At 63.4% G+C, this 19510-nt stretch carries 11 protein-coding genes; 2 read left to right on the top strand and 9 right to left on the bottom strand.

The annotated features are described in order from the left end of the window. Positions 1 to 68: 68 nt before the first annotated feature. The 4 genes from ACX80Q_RS15135 to ACX80Q_RS15120 form a co-directional block, all read right to left on the bottom strand. A complete protein-coding gene (locus tag ACX80Q_RS15135; protein ID WP_459331360.1) occupies positions 69 to 2675 on the bottom strand; it encodes a helix-turn-helix transcriptional regulator in 2607 nt (868 codons plus the stop codon). Between the two features lie 319 nt (positions 2676 to 2994). After that, positions 2995 to 3690: a hypothetical protein gene (locus ACX80Q_RS15130; protein WP_459331359.1), complete on the bottom strand. Its 696-nt coding sequence runs from the start codon at positions 3688 to 3690 to the stop codon at positions 2995 to 2997. Further along, positions 3687 to 4421 (bottom strand): hypothetical protein, encoded by a 735-nt coding sequence (locus ACX80Q_RS15125; protein ID WP_459331358.1) that lies wholly within the window; start codon positions 4419 to 4421, stop codon positions 3687 to 3689. The genes ACX80Q_RS15130 and ACX80Q_RS15125 overlap by 4 nt, the downstream gene beginning before the upstream one ends. A gap of 52 nt (positions 4422 to 4473) precedes the next feature. Then, the gene (locus ACX80Q_RS15120) at positions 4474 to 4869 is read right to left on the bottom strand and encodes a hypothetical protein (protein ID WP_459331357.1); all 396 of its coding nucleotides are present in this window, start codon (positions 4867 to 4869) and stop codon (positions 4474 to 4476) included. 338 nt (positions 4870 to 5207) lie between these two features. On the opposite strand from ACX80Q_RS15120, the gene ACX80Q_RS15115 reads away from it, so the two are divergent. Together ACX80Q_RS15115 and ACX80Q_RS15110 are read left to right on the top strand one after the other, a co-directional pair. Further along, positions 5208 to 5507, top strand: coding sequence for a DUF4193 domain-containing protein (locus ACX80Q_RS15115; RefSeq protein WP_062007187.1), 300 nt, complete (start codon positions 5208 to 5210; stop codon positions 5505 to 5507). A 108-nt stretch (positions 5508 to 5615) separates the two neighbouring features. Next, positions 5616 to 6149, top strand: coding sequence for an AMP-binding protein (locus ACX80Q_RS15110; RefSeq protein WP_459331356.1), 534 nt, complete (start codon positions 5616 to 5618; stop codon positions 6147 to 6149). A 42-nt stretch (positions 6150 to 6191) separates the two neighbouring features. Here ACX80Q_RS15110 and ACX80Q_RS15105 read toward each other — a convergent pair whose 3' ends face one another. From ACX80Q_RS15105 to ACX80Q_RS15085, 5 genes are all read right to left on the bottom strand, one after another. Next, entirely contained in the window at positions 6192 to 6923 is a 732-nt protein-coding gene (locus tag ACX80Q_RS15105; protein ID WP_459331355.1) for a 4'-phosphopantetheinyl transferase family protein, read from the bottom strand. An 8-nt stretch (positions 6924 to 6931) separates the two neighbouring features. Further along, positions 6932 to 7732, bottom strand: a complete 801-nt coding sequence (locus ACX80Q_RS15100; protein WP_459331354.1) for an ABC transporter permease — start codon at positions 7730 to 7732, stop codon at positions 6932 to 6934. After that, positions 7729 to 8754: an ATP-binding cassette domain-containing protein gene (locus ACX80Q_RS15095; RefSeq protein ID WP_459331353.1), complete on the bottom strand. Its 1026-nt coding sequence runs from the start codon at positions 8752 to 8754 to the stop codon at positions 7729 to 7731. The genes ACX80Q_RS15100 and ACX80Q_RS15095 overlap by 4 nt, the downstream gene beginning before the upstream one ends. Then, on the bottom strand, positions 8754 to 8963 hold the full coding sequence (locus ACX80Q_RS15090; protein ID WP_459331352.1) for an MbtH family protein: 210 nt from the start codon (positions 8961 to 8963) through the stop codon (positions 8754 to 8756). The genes ACX80Q_RS15095 and ACX80Q_RS15090 overlap by 1 nt, the downstream gene beginning before the upstream one ends. Before the next feature lie 96 nt (positions 8964 to 9059). Next, complete coding sequence (locus ACX80Q_RS15085) at positions 9060 to 19505, bottom strand: amino acid adenylation domain-containing protein (RefSeq protein WP_459331351.1); 10446 nt, start codon at positions 19503 to 19505, stop codon at positions 9060 to 9062. Positions 19506 to 19510: the final 5 nt, after the last annotated feature.

The following is a 19510-nucleotide window of genomic DNA, read 5'->3' as shown; positions in this document are numbered from 1 at the left end:
CCTGCACCCTCAAGGGAGCAGGGCCGCATGGGGTGTGCCCGCCAGCGAATTCGGCGACACGGAGGCCTCTAGTGGCCCAGCAGCTTCTCTTGGTTGGCCACCAGCAGCGCCTCCTCGCGCGAGCTGACACCAAGCTTTTTGTAGAGACTGCGGAGCTGGGACTTTACGGTGTTGAGGCTGACAAAGTGCAAGCGTGCGATCTCGGCCCTGTCCGCCGTCCGGGCCAAGGTGTCCAGAATGGACCGCTCGCGGGGAGTCAGTGCGATCATGGACAATGCCGAGGGCAGGGATCCTGTCGGCAGGCCCGCCAGATCCGGGAAAGGGATGTGCTGCGCCTCCACTGTCTCGCGCAGCAGACGCAGGCTGGATGCCGGCAGCAGGGACAGGGGCCACAGATTGTTCAGCGTCTCCAGGCTCCCGGCGAGCTTCTCTACGTCCGCACGGACCACATCCGGGGGCAACAAGTGCAGCCTGGCGACTGTGAGGATGGCCTGCGACTCCACTCGTTGCAGGGTTGTGGTGAACTTCAATCCCGAGCCGAGGGATTCCACCACATCCTGCGGCCGGCCCAGCGCAAGACTCAATCGAGCCCGCGAAATTTCTGCTGCAGCAGACCCCCGCAAGGATGCGCGCTCAAGCGCTGCGGACGCGCCTGAGGCCTTGCCAGTGGCCATGAGCAGGTGAGCCTGGAGCACTTTCAAGCCGATAGCGTCGCCAGGGTTCAGCGCCGGGTGCTCCAACTTGAGCTGGAGGGCAAGTTCCAGCTGGCCCGATGCTGCACCCGCACGGCCCTTGAGTAGGTCGATGTGCGCCTGGATAATGCACATTTGGCCCCAAAACTCGCTGGTTGGGGCCTCTCTGATGACCTTGGCCAAATGTGTTTCCGCAGCGTCGGGGTGCAGCTGGCCAAGGGCAATCAGGGCCAGAGCCAGATTGAGGGGCGCCTGGTGATGGCCCAAGATGGCTGGCAAATCCGGGACCAGCCGCACTGCCGATTCGGCGTAGCCGGCTGCGGTGCGCAAATCACCGTCAATGGCGTACCGGTAGGCCAAGAGCGAATTGGCGTAGTACATGGATTCCAACGATCCAACCGCAGCGCTCACGGCAAATGCGTTGTACAGGGCCTTGGTTGCAGGAGCGAAATCTCCAATGTGCAACAAAGCCAGCCCCCATTGTCCCAATGCTACGGATTCAAAGACTTGCAACTGGTCACGGTCCGGCAAAGGGAGCTCAGAGAGGTCGCGCAGGCCCCTGCGGGAGACCGCTGCGGCAAGTGTGAACGATCCGCTCAGGCGCAGGGCAACTGACTGGGCCAGGACGGAGGCAAGCCTGAGTTCCACCGGCCCTGTTTTGCCATAAGTTGGCGCATCAGTCAGGGCCAGTCCAAAGTATTCCAAGCCTCTGAGCCGTGTGCGCGTGTCGCGGCTGTGGATAATGCCAAGAGTCACTGCCAACAAGGGGTGCTTCACCATCTGGGCAGACGGCACCTGCTGCAGTGTTCTGAGCAGGAACGGGCTGCTGACAAATAATTGGCGCATGCCCGACTTGAGCAAGATCGTTGTCCCTGTTTCATAGTCCTGGTTGGCTATGGCGTAGTTGAACGCCAACAGATACTCCTTGCGGGAAAACTCGAGGGCAGTCGCAGCCGCCAGAACCTGCCGCCGGCACGCTGCTATGTCACTGGACAACACATCCGTGTACACCTCTCGGAGCAAGGGCAGGTAGCTGTAGCGGATGCCCGATGCTGCGATGGCGGAACTGAGGACGCCAATCTCTTCAAGAGCCAGCAAGGCGGCCCGAACATCCACACCGGGAACAACCGCCCGGGCCAATTCCTCGTCAAAACCCTCCAGCAACAAGGTGGCGGCGAGGAGCCTTACTGTGCCCGCACCCAGCCAGAGTTTTGCGGCGGTGCTGCCTTCCCTTGTGAGGATCTGCGCCACCTGCCCAAGAATGTGTTTTGTGAGTGCTGCGTTGGGCGGAACGGGCCGCCGGGCACAGCGCTGGGCTGTTTTGTGGAGTGCGGGCAAACCTTGAAATTCTTGATTGAGTTCGGCGCCAATACTCTCCACTGCCGTGCCCGCATGGAATTGTGCTGCCTCGGCGTCGCTAAATGCCAAGCAGCCGGCATCAATGGCTTCAACGTCAAGGCTGCACCAGGCCTGCCGTTGCGCAGAGTCCACCGCCGAGCGGGTGGCAACTATCAAGCTTAGTTCGGGGGCCAGCGCAAGCAGCCGGGCCAGCTCCCGCCAACCGCCGGGGTGTCGCTCCGGCTGGTAGTTGTCCACTATCAACGTGGTGGGTTCGGAGCCACGCAGACAGTCAGCGAGCTGGCGGATCGGATCCTCGGCCACGTCCACGACGGTTCGCCGGGACAACCCGGCATGCGAAGGGGTGCCGAGGGCGAGGTGCAGCAGCTGGAACAACTGGTCAGCCGTGGTGGCCCGGTCCTCCAACGTGAGCCAGGCGATGTTCCTGGACGTTTCCGAACTCCATTGCTGCAGGACCACCGTCTTGCCGCATCCCCGTGGGCCGCTCACGATGCACACCGGCGCGGCTGCGGCAGCCTCCAGCAACGCCACCACGCGGGGGCGCAGCAGCAGGCCGTTGATGTTGGGCAGCCGGGCGGGACGGCTGGCAACTGCGCTGCTGCGGTCAAACTCGGCGACGCTCATGGCCGATGTCTATTCCTTCCAGCAACAAGTGGTCATGGGTTTGACTGAGCCAACGGTGGGCTACTCACCAGTAAAGCTAGCAGGAAGTTGTTGCTGTTCCACGCAAGAGGGCAATTTTTGGACGTTCCTCTCACAGGATGCTTGGTTAAATAACTAAGTGGTGGCCCGGTATTTCAACCGGACCACCACTTACCCCCAAAGGTTTGGTGAGTTAGGCCTTGGCGCACCCCGTTCACACATTCATTAGTATGCCAGAAACTAATGGAAAAGTGCACATTTATCATTTCGAAGGGCAAACCCGAACAGGCTAGGCCTGTTTTTAGCCACGAACCCGGCGCCGGCCGAAGGAGACCCACACCAGCACCAGGCCAACGGCAACGAACAGGATTGCGCCGAACGTCATGATGTCCACGGCATGCCAGTTCTCCCACATCGGAATCCGCAACGGCACAGTGGCACAGACAAGGGAGAAGCCGACAAGCATCGAGAATGCCGCTGCCCGGTCAAGGGCAGGCCTTCGGGAGAATGCTGCCTTGGCTGTCGCCACCACCACACAGGCGGAGGCATAGGTGGTGTAGGCAACGCCAAACCACATGTACGCAGCCAACGCTGGCTGCTCACCCAGGGCCACCAAACCCGTGCTGGAGCCGTCCGTATCGGCAAGGAAGTACGTGACCCAAGTTCCTAGAGAACATGCAACCAAAATGGCCACGCCCACGGGCCCCCGGACAAGGGTCTTGGCCAACGGTGAGTTGTAGGCTGCGGCAACCCTGGAAGTGAGTAGAAAGAAGACACCAAAAATACTCATCCGCAGCAGCACATTTGCCAAATTAATGCCGCCCAGCAGGGCATCGACGGGCATATAGATTGCTGGCAGGCTCAGGGCCACAGCTACAGTGGCCAAGAGGAAGGCCCAGGAGAGGCCGCGGTTGCGCCCCCTTAACAGGGAGGGGAAACGCCAGATGGTGCAGGCCAGGCAGACAGCCAAGGCCGTCCATTGCAAAAGAGCCGTCATCCCAGGTACTCCCAAACGTTGTTTGCAGCAGCCGTGTCATCTTCGGAACGACGCAATACCCGGCTCAGCGCCTCCAGGCGCTCGGCCGCCAGGGAAACCAGAACACTGTTGGCTGTGCCCCTTAGCGCCGCTGCGCAGGATCCTGACACCCAGCCAGCCTCCGCGGGCGACAAGAACCCGGTGGCCACCAGGCCGTTGGTCAAGCCGACGCCGGCAATCCGGGCACTGTCGATCGCCAGTTCGGCGCTCAGCCTGTTGGCGCTGATCTGCGCTGACAGATTTTGTGGTGCAATGGCTGCATTCCTGGCCACTTTTTGTCTCAAATCTGTTGGGTCGATGGCGTCAAGCCAGGCCCGCACCGACGATCGGTGGGGGATGGGTGAGAGTTCCACCGGGACTGGGTCCTTCCCTGTCTCAGCTGCGACATTGCGGTTGAGAATTTCCTGCAACAGATCGGCGTCGGAAATTTGGCTGAGCAGTTCCGCTGTGGTGGGGGGCTTGATCCCGGAGGACAGGTCTTCGAACTTTGGGAAGGTGGACAAGGAAGCCACCACGGGCAGATCCAGGGAGCGGCTGACGGCTGCAATGGTGGCCAGCGTGACCCGCCCCCGAACCAGCTGTTGCGCAAGTGTGGAACGTTTGATGCCTGCAGCGCGGCAAACAGCCGCCTGACTGGTGGATCCGGCAACGTGGCTGAGCCAGTACTGGAAGTTTTTTGCTGCAACAGTCATTTTCTCATTCCCCCTGGCCCCAATGTATGGCCAGTTTCACATGAGCGCCAAGTTATTGCGGGTCTTGCGTATCCACTATGCCGCGGAAACGGCTGCCCACGCCGTCATACTCGCTGCGTCGCATGCCAGCACCCGGATCGGGGAGCTCGGAGTTGTTGTGAAAATCGCAGATGACGTAGGTGAAATCGGGCCACCACTTCTTTGGCCGCGCCACCTCGAGGAAGTCGCAGAGGTAACACCGAAGGTCAACCCAAACCGGGCGCTTGCCTGTGGCGTTTGCCCGGGACTGGGCAAGCCATGCCGGAGGGTTGGTGTCCATTGCGGCGACTTCGGCCGCACCCATTCGGGAAGGGATGCCGTTGCGTGCAGCCATTTCCGGGGGAATGTTCAATGCCTGGGCCACTTGGCGGCGATTCAGGGAGGAGTGTGAAGAATAGTTGTTTGCCATGTTCCATTAATGATAAGGCGAAGCCGGGCTGCTGGCGATTCAGGGGCTGCAACCGGCCCGTGGTCCCGTCCGCATTCTTGCGGGTTGTGGGGCCTTGCCGGGAGCCGGTGGACACCGCCTGAATCCCTGAAGGGGCGGTGAGAATGCTCACAGGCGGGCATCTGTCGAGCGTCAAAGTGAGTCTTGTTTTGCCGGTATGCGGGCAAAGTTGCCACCCATACTCTATGCTGTGGGAAAACAGCGGGGAATTAAGGGCTCAAATCCAGCTTTCAGGGGCTATGATGGGGCGCTGAAACACCCCGCCGAAACCACGAACACCTCAGGAGTTTGAAAACCGCATGGCAACGGATTACGACGCACCCCGCAACAAGGACGAAGACCACGAGACAGAGTCGCTTCAGGCGCTCCAGGTTCAGCGTGGCGGTGCCCAGACGGCGCATATTGACGTCGAAGATTCAGACACTGCTGAGGGCATGGATCTGCCCGGAGCCGACCTCTCCAATGAAGAATTGGTAGTTCAGGTCATTCCCGCACAGGACGACGAGTTCACTTGTTCCTCCTGCTTCCTGGTCCGCCATCGCAGCCAGGTTGCGCGCGAAAAGAATGGCATGCTGTTCTGCAAGGACTGCGAAGGCTAAACAGCCCCGCAGAAGCACAGTGCCCACCCGCGCTGTGGGCAACAAGGGTTGCGCGCAACAAGGGTTGCGCGCAACAAGGGTTGCGCGCAACAAGATGGGAAACGGACCGTGCAGGCACGTGTGCAAGAACTGTTGGACACCTTCGCCGTGCCCGGAGCAAATGCGGCCGAGCTGCTGAGCGACCGGCAACCCGCCGGTGCCACGGCGCTTACAGTCATCGCCGCCAACCAAGGTTTTGCTGATATTAGTTACGGCGAGCTGCGGGAGAAATCCACGCAGTTCGCCGCTGCTTTAAGTTCCTTGGGTGTGCGCCGCGGCGATCACGTGGCCACGCTCATGACCCATTCTCTCGAAATGCTCATTGCCCTGCTGGGCATCTGGCGCCTGGGCGCTGTGGAGCTTCCCTTGTCCACCTCCCTGACCCACCATGGCATCGACGCCCGCCTGCCAGCCATCAGCGCCCGCATAGTGATGTGCGACGCCGAGCAACGCAGCAAGCTGGTGCCTCCGGGTGACGTTCCCACCGATGCCTCCCGACTGGTCATCGTGGCCCGCGGCGAGGCCTACGGCTACGATGTCTCGCTGGCCGAAATGCTGGCCGGCACGGGTCCTTTCGGTGACCTGGAGCCACCGCGGCCTTAACGACGTTCGTGGGCATCCCCGTGGCGAAATTCTGGGCTGCTTTTAGCTGCCTGCAAAGATTTCCGGCACGCCACGCCTGGTGATGACAGGATCTCCACCCACGGCCAGAGCCGCGAGGTGATGTGAAATCGCCGGAACCCAGGCGATCCGCAGCCCATGCGTCTCCTTCAGTTCAGGAGACGTCACGACGGCGTCCCAGCCTGCCGCCGCCGGACGGGGTACACACGGTTCAAGGTGCAGCGTGCCCGGCGCTACTGCCAGGCCATGTCCGCTTGCCTTGAGAGCGGCCTCCTTCGCCACCCACAATCGAAGCCGGGATTCGACGTCGGCGGGCGCCAGCAGCAGCTGTTCCTTGGGGGATAGGGCAAAATCGTCGAAGTCTGCGTGCAGCTCCGGCACCATGGCCTCAAGGTCAGCCCCCAGCAGCTGGCCGGACTCAGCCGAGGCAACCATGACGTTGTCCCGAACCCTGGAGAGGCTCAAAGCGACTCCGGAAATGACAGGCTTCCCGTGCGGGCCACCGCAGCTGCGGCACTCGCTGCTGACCGGCAGGTCCCGCGCACCACCTAAGTCCAGGTGTAACGCCCAGGCCGCCATGACTCTAAAAAGGATGTGTGCGCCGGCATACCCGTTGCTGTCGGCCGGGTTTCTGAACCGTTCGGCGGCAGCCAGTTCCGCATCACTGAGCAAGACGCGGGCACCGCCAAAGGCAGCAGCCGCGTCGAGGACCTTCGCGGCGCTGGCGAGGACATAGTCAACGGGAACAGAATTCATGGTGGCGCTCACCTCTTGCTGATTCGCACATATTGCGAGATGGCTAGCGGCGCAAAGACAGCAATGATGGCCGCACAGCACAGGAAAGCGTACAGTAGTGCGTTTTCGCCCGGCCAGCCGCTGGGTGTTGCAAAACCTTGTGGCGCAGGGTTGCCGAAGAGATTTCTGGTGGCCGTGGCCACGGCTGTTACGGGGTTCCATTCGGCAAAGGCCCGCAGTGGTCCCGGCATGGACTGTACGGAAACAAACGCACCGGAAATGAAGGTCACAGGAAACAGCCAGATCAGTCCCAAGCTTTGGGCCACTTCAACGCTGCGTGCCGTCAAGGCAATGACGGCACCAATCCATGACACGGAAAAGGTGAACAGGAGCAACAGCCCCAAGGCCAGCAGGGCCGGGCCCAGACCGTTGGTGATCCGCCAGCCGATGGCCACCCCACACAGCAAGGTGACGGCGATCGACAGCAGGCTGGTGACGAGGTCGGCCGACGAGCGGCCCAGAATGACCGCCGCGCGTGACATGGGCAGCGAACGGAACCTGTCAATGAGTCCAAGCTGCAAATCCTTGGCCAGGTAGACGGCCGTGAAGGAGGCATTGAAGGTCAATGTTTGGGCCAGGATGCCGCCAATCAGAAACGTCCTGTAGTCGGCACCACCCAGCGTCCCGCCAAAGACGAAGGCGAGCAGCAGGACGAACATGACCGGCTGAGCCACGCTCGTCACCATGGCGCCGGGGGTGCGGATCACGTTGCGCAGGTTTCGCCCGGCAATCACCGAACTGTCACGGATGGCCGCGTTGAGACTGCTCATGCTTGAACTACCTCTTGATCCTTGTTGGCTCCGGCTATTGGTGCATCAGTGCTTGGTGTATCACTGCCTGGTGCATCACTGGGAGGGGGAGTCTCTGCCCGCTGCCCCGTCAACTGCAAGAAGACATCGTCCAGGGTAGGCCGGCGCAGGGCGGCCTCAACAACCCTGACGCCCGCGCGTTCAAGGTCCGCCAGTGCCCGGACCAGCATGTGATGCCCGTCGGGGGCCGCAACACTGATGGTGCGTGCCTGCCTATCAATTCCGGGCGTGGCCGTGGCTATCCTGCCCAGGATGGCGGCAGTAGCGTCCACCTGCTCCGGTTGTGCCACGGCCACGTCGATCCGTTCCGAGCCCACGCGGGACTTGAGCTCATCGGCGGTGCCTTCGGCGATGACACGCCCGGCGTCAATGACAGCAATATTGTCCGCCAGCTGATCCGCCTCTTCAAGATATTGGGTTGTCAAGAGCACAGTGGTTCCGTTGCCCACGAGTGAGGAGATGACGGCCCAGGTATCCAGCCGTCCCCGCGGATCCAGCCCGGTGGTCGGTTCATCGAGCACCACCACTGCGGGCCTGGCGACAATGGCGCCGGCCAGATCCAGCCGGCGCCGCATGCCGCCGGAATACGTGCCGGCACGCTTGCCGGCCACCTCGCTGAGCCGGAATTCATCCAGCAGTTCAACGGCACGGGTCGCCGAGGACTTCTTGCTCATGCCGTAGAGACGGGCCACCATGACAAGGTTTTCGTATCCGGTGAGTTTCTCATCCACGGCTGCGTACTGTCCGGACAGGCCTATTGAACGGCGCACGCTGTCCGGGTCCGTCCGAACGTTGTGCCCGGCCACGCTGACCTCACCGGCGTCGGGTGCCAGCAATGTTGTCAGGACCCGCACCGTGGTGGTTTTGCCGGCACCATTGGGCCCCAGCAACCCCAGCACCTGCCCGGGAGCGACATCAAGATTCAAGGAGTCCAGGGCGCGAAAATCGCCGAAATTTTTGCAGAGTCCCCGTATCCGGATCACTAGGAGGCCGCGAGTTCGGCCACCGTGCGCGGAGTCATGTCCGTCCAGCTGCGGGATACGAAGTCAAGGCACTCTTGCCGACCGCCCGGGCCGTACATCACCAACCAACCGTTGGGAACGTCGGCAAAACTGGGCCACAGCGAATGTTGTTGGAGATCATTAACTAATACGCGGAAGGTTGCGTTCGTGTCATCAAAGGGGTTCGTCACGTAATTTTCCTCAGGTTCCTTGCTGGCTGTCTTTGGACAAAGGCAAGGCCCGAGACGGTGCCGTTGCAACCGTGTCGGGCCCCCGCCGTTGGATGGTTATTCGGCGCCCTGGCCCAGTTGGATTGCCAGGACAGGCAAAATGTGATCGAGTGCACTGTCACTGAGCATGTGTGAGTGTGCCGCCGCCACGGGAGTATCAATGATCCGCCCTGTCACGAACGGCTCCCAGGACTGCGACGTGGGCGAGCCTGCGCGGACGTCCTCGGTGGCACGGAAGACGAACAGCTCGCCGTCGAACACCTTCACCTCGGCACAACGGATCATGCGGGCCAAAACCTGGAAGTTTTCCACCATGGCGTTCAGGGACTCGATGGGGATGCTTCCCAGGGGGTTGTGGTTCTCGCGCAGGATCTCCAAAACACGCTCCCCGTCCAGTTCCGCCACGTCCTGCGCCGAAACGGGGAAACCGGTGGCCTGCAAGTAGTTTTGCCACAGTTCCGGACCTGTGCCAATGTCACTGTTGCTTTCCTGCGCTGTGGGGAACGCGTCGAGAATTCCCAAAAATGCCACCTGGTGCCCCAACTCCTGCAGCCGGGTGGCCAGCCTGTGCACCAGGTTGCCACCAAATGACCAGCCGATCAGGTGGTAGGGCCCCTCGGCCTGCACCCGGCGGATCTGGGCAATGTAGTCATCCGCCAGCTCCGTCAGCGTTTGTGCGCGCAGCCCCTGGTCGATGCCGGGGAGCATGCCCGGCATCTGCAATCCGATCAGTGGCCGTTCCTTGTCCAGGCGGCCCAAAAGGGCGGCGAAACCCCAGCTGACGCCGGTGGCAGGATGAACGGCAAAGAGTGGCGCCTTGCTGCCCGTGGTGCGCAGGGGAAGCAGCTGGCGCAGGCTGTCGGCCACGTTCTCCGCACTGCCCTTGGCAGCCTCGGTCAGCAGCTGCTCCACCGTGGGGGAGCGGAACAGCGCCTGCACGGGCAGCTCCGTTCCGAGGGCATCATTCACCCGGGAAATGAGTGGCTGGGCCAAGAAGGAGTGGCCGCCAAGCTCAAAGAAGGATTCATCGACTCCCACCCGTGCCAGTGACAGCACATCTTTGAAGATTTGTGCCACGGTTTTCTCCCGCGGCGTCCGGGGTGCCAGCGAGGCACTGCTGTCCTGCTCCGAGGGATCGGCCAAGGCGGCGGTGTCCACCTTGCCATTCGCCGTCAGGGGAATGCGCTCAACCACCACCACGGCGGCCGGCACCATGTAGCCGGGCAGCACCGAACGCAGGTGCGCTCGGGCACTGTCGGCCAGCTGGTGGGCTGCCAACTGTGCCTGCTCCGGGCCCGGTGCAGCCACCGGCACAAGGTACGCGATCAGCCGGGGCAGGCCTGGCATGGCGGCGTTGTCCCGAACCAGCGCCGCGGCGGCGCCGACGCCGGGAACGTCCCGCAGGGCGCGTTCCACCTCGCCCAGCTCCACCCTGAAGCCGCGAATTTTAACCTGCTGGTCGTTGCGGCCGGCGTAGACCAGCGTGCCCTGTTCACTTCTGGTCACCAGGTCACCCGTCCGGTACATGCGATCTCCCGGTTTGCCCCAAGGGTCCGCGACGAACCTCTCTGCCGTCAAGTCTGACCGGCCCCGGTACCCCCGTGCCAGTTGCGGTCCGGCAAGATACAGTTCGCCGCGCACACCTGCCGGGACATGGGCCAGGTAGTCATCCAGCACATAAACTCTCGAATTGTGGGTGGGGGAGCCGAGCACCGGCGGCCCGGAATCCTTGCTGCCCGGCACCTCGGCGATCAGCGAGTCAACAGTTGCCTCGGTGGGGCCGTACAGATTCCAGGCGCGCACGGAGTCGCGGGTGGAGAGTTCACTCCACAGGGCCGCATCAAAGGCTTCGCCGCCCAGTGCCAGCCGCAGGGCTGGCAGGCCTGCGCGGACCCGTTGGTCCAGCATGGCCGAAAAAGCCGGCTCGGCCAGCAGCTGGCGCACGTACCCTGGTGTGGTTTCCCAAGCCCCCAAGGCATGCGTGGCGAAGTACGCGGCCAGGGCCTGGGGGTCCTGCCGAACATCATCGGTGATCACGTGCACTTCGTGCCCGTCGATCATCCACAACATCGGATCCCACGAGGCATCAAAGCCGACGCCCGTGGTGTGAGCCACCCGGACCGGCCCGTGCTCCTGGCGCTCTGCAGCACCGGGAATCAGGTTTCCTTGATGCGACGCCAGCAAACTGGCCAGGGCGCCGTGGCTGATCTCCACTCCCTTGGGCCGGCCCGTGGAACCGGACGTGAACATGACATACGCCAGCTGCTCTGCCGATATTTCCCTAGGGACAAGATGGCCGGGCCCGTGGTGGGCCGTGGGGCCTGCCGCTGGCAAGTCCTCCACCCTCAGCACGGGTGTGCCGGGTATGCCTGCGGTGGCCAGCTGGCCGGTGAGGGCTGTTTCCATGGCTTTGGTACTGATGACGGCGCTGGTGCGGGCATCTTCGAGGATGGCCCTGACACGTTCGCCAGGGTATTCCGTGTCGATGGGGTTGTAGACGGCGCCCGCCTTCAGCACACCCAAGGCAGCCACCATAGTGTGCAAGGACCTGGGCAAGTACACCGAGACCAGGTCCCCAGCCGTGATGCCCGCATCCACCAAGGCGCCGGCAAGGCGTGAGCTGGCACCATCCAAGGCCGAGAAGGACAAAGATTCTCCCCCGCAAACCACGGCGGTTCCCTCGCCCTGCCGGGCAACAGTCCGGGCAAAAACCTCCAATACTCCAGGAACGGAACCGGTGGTGTCGGATCCGGTGGTGGCGGCGAGTAGGGCGCCTATTTCTTGATTCGAGAGGAGGTTCAGTGAGGACAGGGCGCTATCTGGTGCCGCCACGGCCAGCTGGACGAACGCCGTGAAGCGCTTGAGCAACGTGGCTACGGCAGCACCGCTGAACATGGCCGCGTTGTAATCCAAGGTGGCAGCCAGGCCCCGTCCGGACCCCAACTCACGGAACGTGAAGGACAAATCGAACTTCGCCTCCCCCGTGGCAACTTCCGGTTCGGCCACAGCGTGGACACCGGGGAGTTCGACTGTGGCACGGGCAGTGGTCTCCACGCTCAGCATGGTCTGGAACAGAGGATGGCGTCCCAGCTTGCGCGGGGGATTCAGAACCTCCACGAGCCGCTCAAAGGGAACGTCATCGTTGTCGAAGGCATCCAGAACGCTATGCCGTGCCGTTCCCAGCAACTCCCGGAAAGTCGGGTTGCCTGTGGCATTCAAACGGATGGGGACGGTATTGACGAAGAAACCAATCAGCTCCGCCAGGGCAGGATCAGCGCGCCCCGCCGTCGGCGATCCGATCACCACGTCGGAGCCTGCGCCGCTGCGCAGGAGGAATCCGCCCAACGCGGCGTGCAAGGCCATGAAGAGGCTGGCGCTCTGGGTACCGGCCAAGCGGGAAAGCGCTTCAGTGGTTTCGGCGTCGAGCGTGAACGATTGCTGGCCTCCGGGCTGGCGTGCCCCCGGAGCACGCGGCCCGTCGGCTGGCAAGGTCAACTCCGGCGGTGCACCGGTCAGCGTTTCCTTCCAGTAGCGCAATTTGGCCTCCAACGCCGGCTCGGCGGTGCCGGTGGCGTCCTCGAGCAGTTGGCGCTGCCACAAGGTGAAGTCCGCATACTGCACACCCAACACCCGTTGCAGGGGGCTGGCGCCGCTGCAACGTGCCGAATACGCTGTGGAGATGTCCCTGGCCAGGGGCGCCAGGGACGCGCCGTCGCTGGCGATGTGGTGCACCACCAGCTGCAGGACCCACTCGTCATGGTCCATGCCGATGAGTGTGGCGCGCAGCGGAAGCTCACGGCTGAGATCGAAGCCGTTGGAGGCTGCTGTGGCAAGAAGGCGCCGCAGTTCCCCTTCGGAAGTGGCGTCCTTGCGGGCCATCAGGCCCGCAACAGCGGCGGCTGGATGGATGAGTTGTTCGGCCTTTCCCTGGTGGGAGGGGTAACTGGTCCGCAGGACTTCATGCCGGACCAGCAGGTCATCGATCGCCTGCGCCAGCGCATCAACATGCAGTTCCCCCGTAAGCCGCACGGCCAAGGCAATGTTGTAGTCGGCCGATCCCGGGTCAAGCTGATTCAGGAACCACAGCCGTGACTGGGCGTAGGAGAGCGGAATCTGCTGCGGCCGGTGGACGTTGTGCTGGCCGGCCCACTCCTGGACCGACAGCCCGGAAGCAGGTGTTGCGGGGTTGCTGCGCTCGCTGACGGTGACGGCCGTCAGTTTCCCCAGCAGGGCGGCCGGGGTGGTGGACTCGAAGACTGCCCGCAATGGCAAGTCCGTGCCGAAGGATTCACGCAGCTTGGCGATGAGCGCAACTGCCAGCAGCGAATGGCCGCCAAGGTCGAAGAAATCGTCGTCCAGACCCACCTCGGTGACACCCAGGACCGTTCCGAACACTGCACAGATGTCTTTCTCTTGGACGGTTTCCGGTGCCCTGGAACCTGGGCTGGTGGCTGCCGGTGCTGGGAGCGCGCGCTTATCCAATTTGCCGTGCGAGGTCAACGGGATCTCCGCCAACGCCACGAGCGCCTTGGGCATCATGTACTCGGGCAGGCGGCGGGCTGCAAAGCGCAGCAATTCCGCGGGGTCAGCTGTTCCCACGTAGTAGCCGATGATGCGTCCGGCTGCTCCGGTTTCCACCACCACGGCGGAGCGGCTGACCAGCTCGTGACTGGCGATCACGCTTTCAATTTCGCCAGGCTCCACCCGAAATCCGCGAATCTTCAATTGCTCATCGGCACGGGCCACGAATTGCAGCTCACCCCCGGCTAGACGGCGCACCAGGTCACCCGTGCGGTACATGCGGGAACCGTCACCGTGCGGGTTGGCGATAAACCGGCTGGCGGTCTCGGCGCTTCGATTGGCGTAGCCGGTGGCCATCCCGGCACCGGCCAAGTAAAGTTCTCCGGTGACACCCAGGGGTACTGCCACCAGGTATTCATCAAGGACATGGCTTTGCACGTTGTTGATGGTGCTGCCAATATTCGGCACGGTTCCGCTGATGCGGGTCAGCACAGAATCCACGGTGAACTCGGTGGGCCCGTAGAAGTTGTAGGCCACCACCCGTTCGTTGCCAGCCAGGTCCTGCCACAGATCGGCTGGCACACTTTCGCCGCCCAACGCCAGTACGAGTGGTTTGCGCCGAGGGCTGTCCAGCAGCCCGGACAGTAGCAAGGCGCGGATGTACGACGGCGTGGTCTCCAGCGAGGTGATGTTGTTCTCGGTGCAGAAGTGCACCAGAGCCTGGGCATCTGTCCTGATGTCCTCGGCCACCATGTGCAAGGTGGCGCCTGCAATGAGCCAGAGCATGGGATCCCAGGCCGCGTCAAAACCCAGCCCGGCAATGTGTGCCACTGCTGCGCCGTCGGCCGCGTCTTTCCCCATCGCATCGGCAAATATGGTGCCTTGGTGGTGGCGGAACAGGTTGGCCAAGGCGCCATGGCCCACGGCGACCCCCTTCGGCGTGCCCGTGGAGCCCGACGTGTAGATCAGGTAGGCCGGATCGGCGGGGGCAACACTCACGCGGGCCAGTGCGTCCTTGGCAGTTTCCTCCTGCCCCGCTGTCCGCAGCGCCGCCAGGTTCCCCTCGGCGATGGTGAGCCTGGGTGCGCTGTCGTCCAGAATCAGACCAATCCGTTCGGCGGGGTAGGCCAGGTCCAGGGGAACGTAGACCCCGCCGGCCCGCAGCACCGCCAAGGCGGCACAAACCACATCGTTGGTCCGGGGCAGCGCCACTGCCACCCGGTCGCCCGGGGTCACGCCGGCCGCGGTGAGGCCCGCCGCGAGCACGTCGACGGCTTCGGCGAGTTCGGCAAAGTTCACGGCGTGGAGGCCGTCGCTGACTGCTGTCCGGCCGGGGTGGCGGGCAGCCGTGGCGGCAAATTCATCCAGCACCGTGGCTTCGCCGTGCTCTGCCACGGTGCCTTGCCCCAGAGTAAGGACCTCCGCTGTTTCCTGCGCCGTTGACAACTGGAGCCGGGACAAGGGTGTTAGCGGGTTGTTCGCGAACTGCTCCACCATGCGCACGAAGCGGGCGGCAATCAGGCTGGCCGTTTCAGTGGCGAACAGGGCAGGGTCAAAGCTTAAGGATCCGCCGAGTCCTGTGCCATTCTCGGCCAGGTCCAGCAGCAGGTCGAATTTGGCGCCGCCCGGTTCAGCTGTCCGGTCCGCCACCACGTGCAGGCCCGGCATGGCCAATTCTTCCGGCGCCCCGTTGCTCAGTGTGAGCATCACCTGAAACAAGGGATGCCGGTCTTGTGAGCGGGCGGGGTTGAGTTCTTCCACAACACGTTGAAACGGTGCGTCCTGGTTGGCGTAGGCGCGCAGGTTCGTGAAGCGCACGGCGTCGATCAGTTCCCCGGCCGTGGGATTATTTGAGGTGTCGGTGCGCAGCACCAGGGTGTTGACGAAGAACCCCACCAGGTCATCGAGTGCCGTGTCCGGCCGGCCGGCCACAGGGGTTCCGATCGGGATGTCCGTGCCGGCACCGAGCCTTGTCAACAAGGCCGCGAACGCTGCCTGCAACACCATGAACAGGCTGGCATTGTGCGCCCTCGCCAGGGCGGAGAGCTTTTCGTGGGTTTCGTCGCTGATATGCACCGGCACGGCGGCAGCATCCCAGGGCGCTGTGCGTGCGCCGCGGGCGTGGTCGAACGGCAGGACCAGCTCCTCCGGCGCATCATCGAGCTCGTGCTTCCAGAACGCCAACTGGCGCGAGATGGGACTTTGCGCATCAGTCTCGCTGCCCAGTTCTGCTCGCTGCCACAGTGCATAGTCCGCGTACTGCACCGGCAACGGTGCGAATTCGGGCACGGCTTCTTGGATACGGGCTGTGTACGCCGTGGACAAGTCGCGGGCCAGCGGCGCCAGGGACCAGCCGTCGGCGGCAATGTGGTGCAAGGTCAGCAACAACACGTGGTCCTGGGCTCCGAGCTGGAGAAGTGCTGCGCGCAGGGGAAGCTCACCGGTCACGTCGAAACCACGGGCAGACTCGGCGTGCAGCACGTTCTGGACGTGTTCGGGTGTGGTTTGCACGGCTGCCAGCGGAATCCGTGCCTGGTCTGCCAGGAGGATCAGCTGCTCTGGTTCACCGGCCGTGAACGGGAACGTGGTGCGCAGGCTTTCGTGGCGGGCCACCACGTCGTTGATGGCCGCCTCGAGGGCCGCCACGTCGAGGCGACCACGGAGGCGGAGCACGATGGGGATGTTGTACGCCCCCGATGACGGGTCGAATCGGTTGAGGAACCAGAGCCGGCGCTGGGCAAAGGAGAGCGGCAACGGGGTGGGCCGAGGCTGCGGCTGCAGGGGATGGGTTTGTGGCGAGGGGGCATCCAACGTTTCTGCCATGCCGGCCACAGTGGGAAATTCAAACACGGTACGCAGCGTCGGGGCGGATCCCCTCATGCCGCGCAGCACTGCCACCAGGCGCGTCGCCAACAGCGAATGCCCGCCCAGTTCAAAGAAGTCGTCGTCACGGCCCACCTCCGCTAGCCCCAGCACTTCCGCAAAGGCCGCCGCCACCATGCGCTCGGCGTCGTTCCGGGGTGCCTCGGAGTCGCTGCCCGTAACAGGTTCCGGCAGTGCCTTGGTGTCCAGCTTGCCGTTGGGGGTGAGCGGGATCCTGGGGATGTGGGTGATGGCCGAGGGGATCATGTAGTCCGGCAACTGCGCGCGGATGGCTGCACGGATGGCCGCGGTGTCCACCGGGTCGGCTCCTGTGACATAGGCCAGGAGGTGATCGTACCCGGCCCGGTTCTTGCTCACGACGACGGCCGCCTGGTCAACGCCGGAGGCGCTGCGCAGGACTTCCTCGATTTCCGAGAGCTCTATCCTGAAGCCCCTGATTTTGACTTGTTGGTCAATGCGCCCCAGAAACTCCACCGTGGCATCAGAGAGCCGCCGGACAACATCCCCGGTGCGGTACATGCGTGAACCATCGTTGGCGAAGGGGTCTGCAATGAATCTCTCCGAGCTGAGCTGGGGCTGGTGAAGATAACCTCGGGCCACATTGTGCCCAGCCACGTACAGTTCGCCTATGGCGTTTCCCGGCACGGGATTTAGCCCCGGATCCAGGATGTAGTGGCGGCTATTGGCCACCGAGGAGCCTAGGTGCGGGGCTGTGCCGGGTTCCATGATCGCCGTCATGCTGTCCACAGTGGTTTCCGTGGGGCCATAGAAGTTGTAGGCCGTGAGGCCTCGGATCTGCGCCAACAAACCCCAGAGCGCAGGATCAACTGCTTCTCCGCCCAAGGCGACCACGGAGGGGTGCACGGCTCCGTCGAAGAGCCCTTCCGCCAGGAGAACCTTGGCAAAGGAAGGGGTCGTTTCAATGCTGTCAATCCGTTGTTCGGCCAGGTACTGGGTCAATGCCTGCGGGTCCCGGCGTGTGAGGTCGTCCACCAGATGCAGTTCATGCCCGGCCACGAGCCACAGGATCGGGTCCCACGAGGCGTCAAAGGACAGGCCCGCCGTGTGCGCCACGCGCAGGGTGCGTCCTAGCCGTTCCTGCGCCGGGCCAAAGATGTCCGTGCGGTGTGAGATGAACAGGTTCAGCAGGGCCCGGTGTTCCACGCCCACGGCCTTGGGCCGGCCGGTGGAGCCGGAGGTGAAGATGATATAGGCGAGGTCATGTTGGCCGGCTGCCAGTGTTTGTGGACGGTGCACCGGCAATCCGCGAAGTGTTGCCGCCACCGTCTCGGAGTCGAGTCGGACCTCGGGAACCGGGCTGGCTGGATGGTGCTGGCGTTGCTGCTCGGTGAACGCCGCCGTGGTGAGCAGCAGGAGCGGCCCGGCATCCTCCAACATTCCCTGCACCCGGCCCTCGGGGTAGTCAGGGTCGATCGGAACATACGCGGCACCGGACTTCAAGATTGCCAGGATGGCCACAGCCAACAGGGTGCTGCGCCCCAAACGCACGGCCACCGAGGTGCCGGCCCGGGCGCCACGGCCGCGCAGGTAGTGCGCCAGCTGGTTGGAACGGTGATCCAGTTCGGCAAAGGTGAGTTCGCCGTCCGCTGCCACCAGGGCGCGGGCGGAAGGCGTGGCGCCTGCACGGGCTTCGAATTCTTCCGCGACAGTGTGCGCCGGCAAGCTCAGGAAGTCCGCACTGCCCAGCGCCAACTGTTCACGCTGCTCCGCCGCCGTGGTGACTGTCAGCGCGGCAACCGTTGCATCGAGATCGGCAATGATCTTCCCGAGCAGGAGGGTGAAACGCTGCAAGTGTGTTGCCACCGCATCGAGACTGTACAGCTCGGCATTGGCTTCAAACTGGATGGTCACGGGTTGGGCGCCGCTGGCGAAAGCCTGTCCGGGCGCCAGGCCATGGATCACTATGGACAAGTCATCGATGGGCCCGGTGGAAAGTACTGTCACGGAGCCTGTGGCGGCACCAAAATCGATGCCATCTAACATGGGCAGGATGTTGAGGGAGGGCCCACTGTACGCGGCGCGGGAGGTGAGGCTTTCCAGCCGGAAACGCTGGTGGATCAAGGCGTTGCGCAGCGCGGTGCCGGCGCACATGACAGTGCTGCGCACGGTGTCCTCGGGCGATACTTCAAAGCGCACGGGAACAACGTTGGACAGCATCGAGGGCACAGACTTTGCCAGCGCGCCCCGGCGGGCGGTGACGGGCAAGGCCAGGCTGATATGCCGCTCGGCCGTCATCTTGTGCAGGTAAATTGCCGCCGAGGCAAGAATGACGGCCGGGGCGGTGGAGGGGCCCTCGGCCAGTCCGGATGCAATGTCCGCCGGCAGGGCTGCTGCCAGGCGGATGAGCCGCCTGGCATTGCCGCTGGGGCGTTCGGCCAGTCCGGGCGCCGCTGCTGTTTCGGCAAGGGTGGCCTGCCAGAAATCTTGATCCGCGTCAGCATTGCGGGAATCCACGTAGGCGGCCTCCTCGGACAGCAACGAATCCAGCGACGGGAACTTCGCGGAACTTTCCAGTGCCTCTGCCTCGGTGCCGTGGGCCAGCAGCTCGTTATAGAGCTGGGCGATTCGTTGGAGGACCAGCACTGCGGAATAGCCGTCAAGCATCACATGGTGGACGCGCTGGTAAAACAGGTACCGGTGGTCTTCGATCCGAAACAGCTCCACGCGGAGGAGGGAGTCGTGGGCCATATTGCGCGCCGTGGCCAGATCTTCATCCATCAGACCACGGGCACGCTCGTGCACGGCGTGGCTCGTCGGCGTAGAACGCTCCGCCTGCACCTGGCCTCGCAGATCGGTTAAGTCAAGGTGCACCGTCGACGGCGAGAGCAGTTGGTGCGGGCCGCCGTCGTCCTCGGCGAAGCGCACATTCAAGGCATCCGTCTCGGCAATCACGCCGTGGACAGCCTTGGCAAGCAGCTCGGCGTCCAGTTCGCCGTGAATGTCCACGAACTGGGCAATCTGGTACATCGGGTTTTCCGGATCCAGATTTTGGGCGTACCAAATGCCCCGCTGTGCCGTTGTCAGCTCACGGCGGGTTCCGGTGTTGACTGAGGACTGGGAATATGCGTGCTGGGACATGGGCC

This window comes from Arthrobacter sp. HLT1-20 (assembly GCF_054510895.1).
The sequence above is the reverse complement of the archived record's forward strand: the minus strand, read 5'-3'. Positions and strand labels throughout refer to the sequence as shown.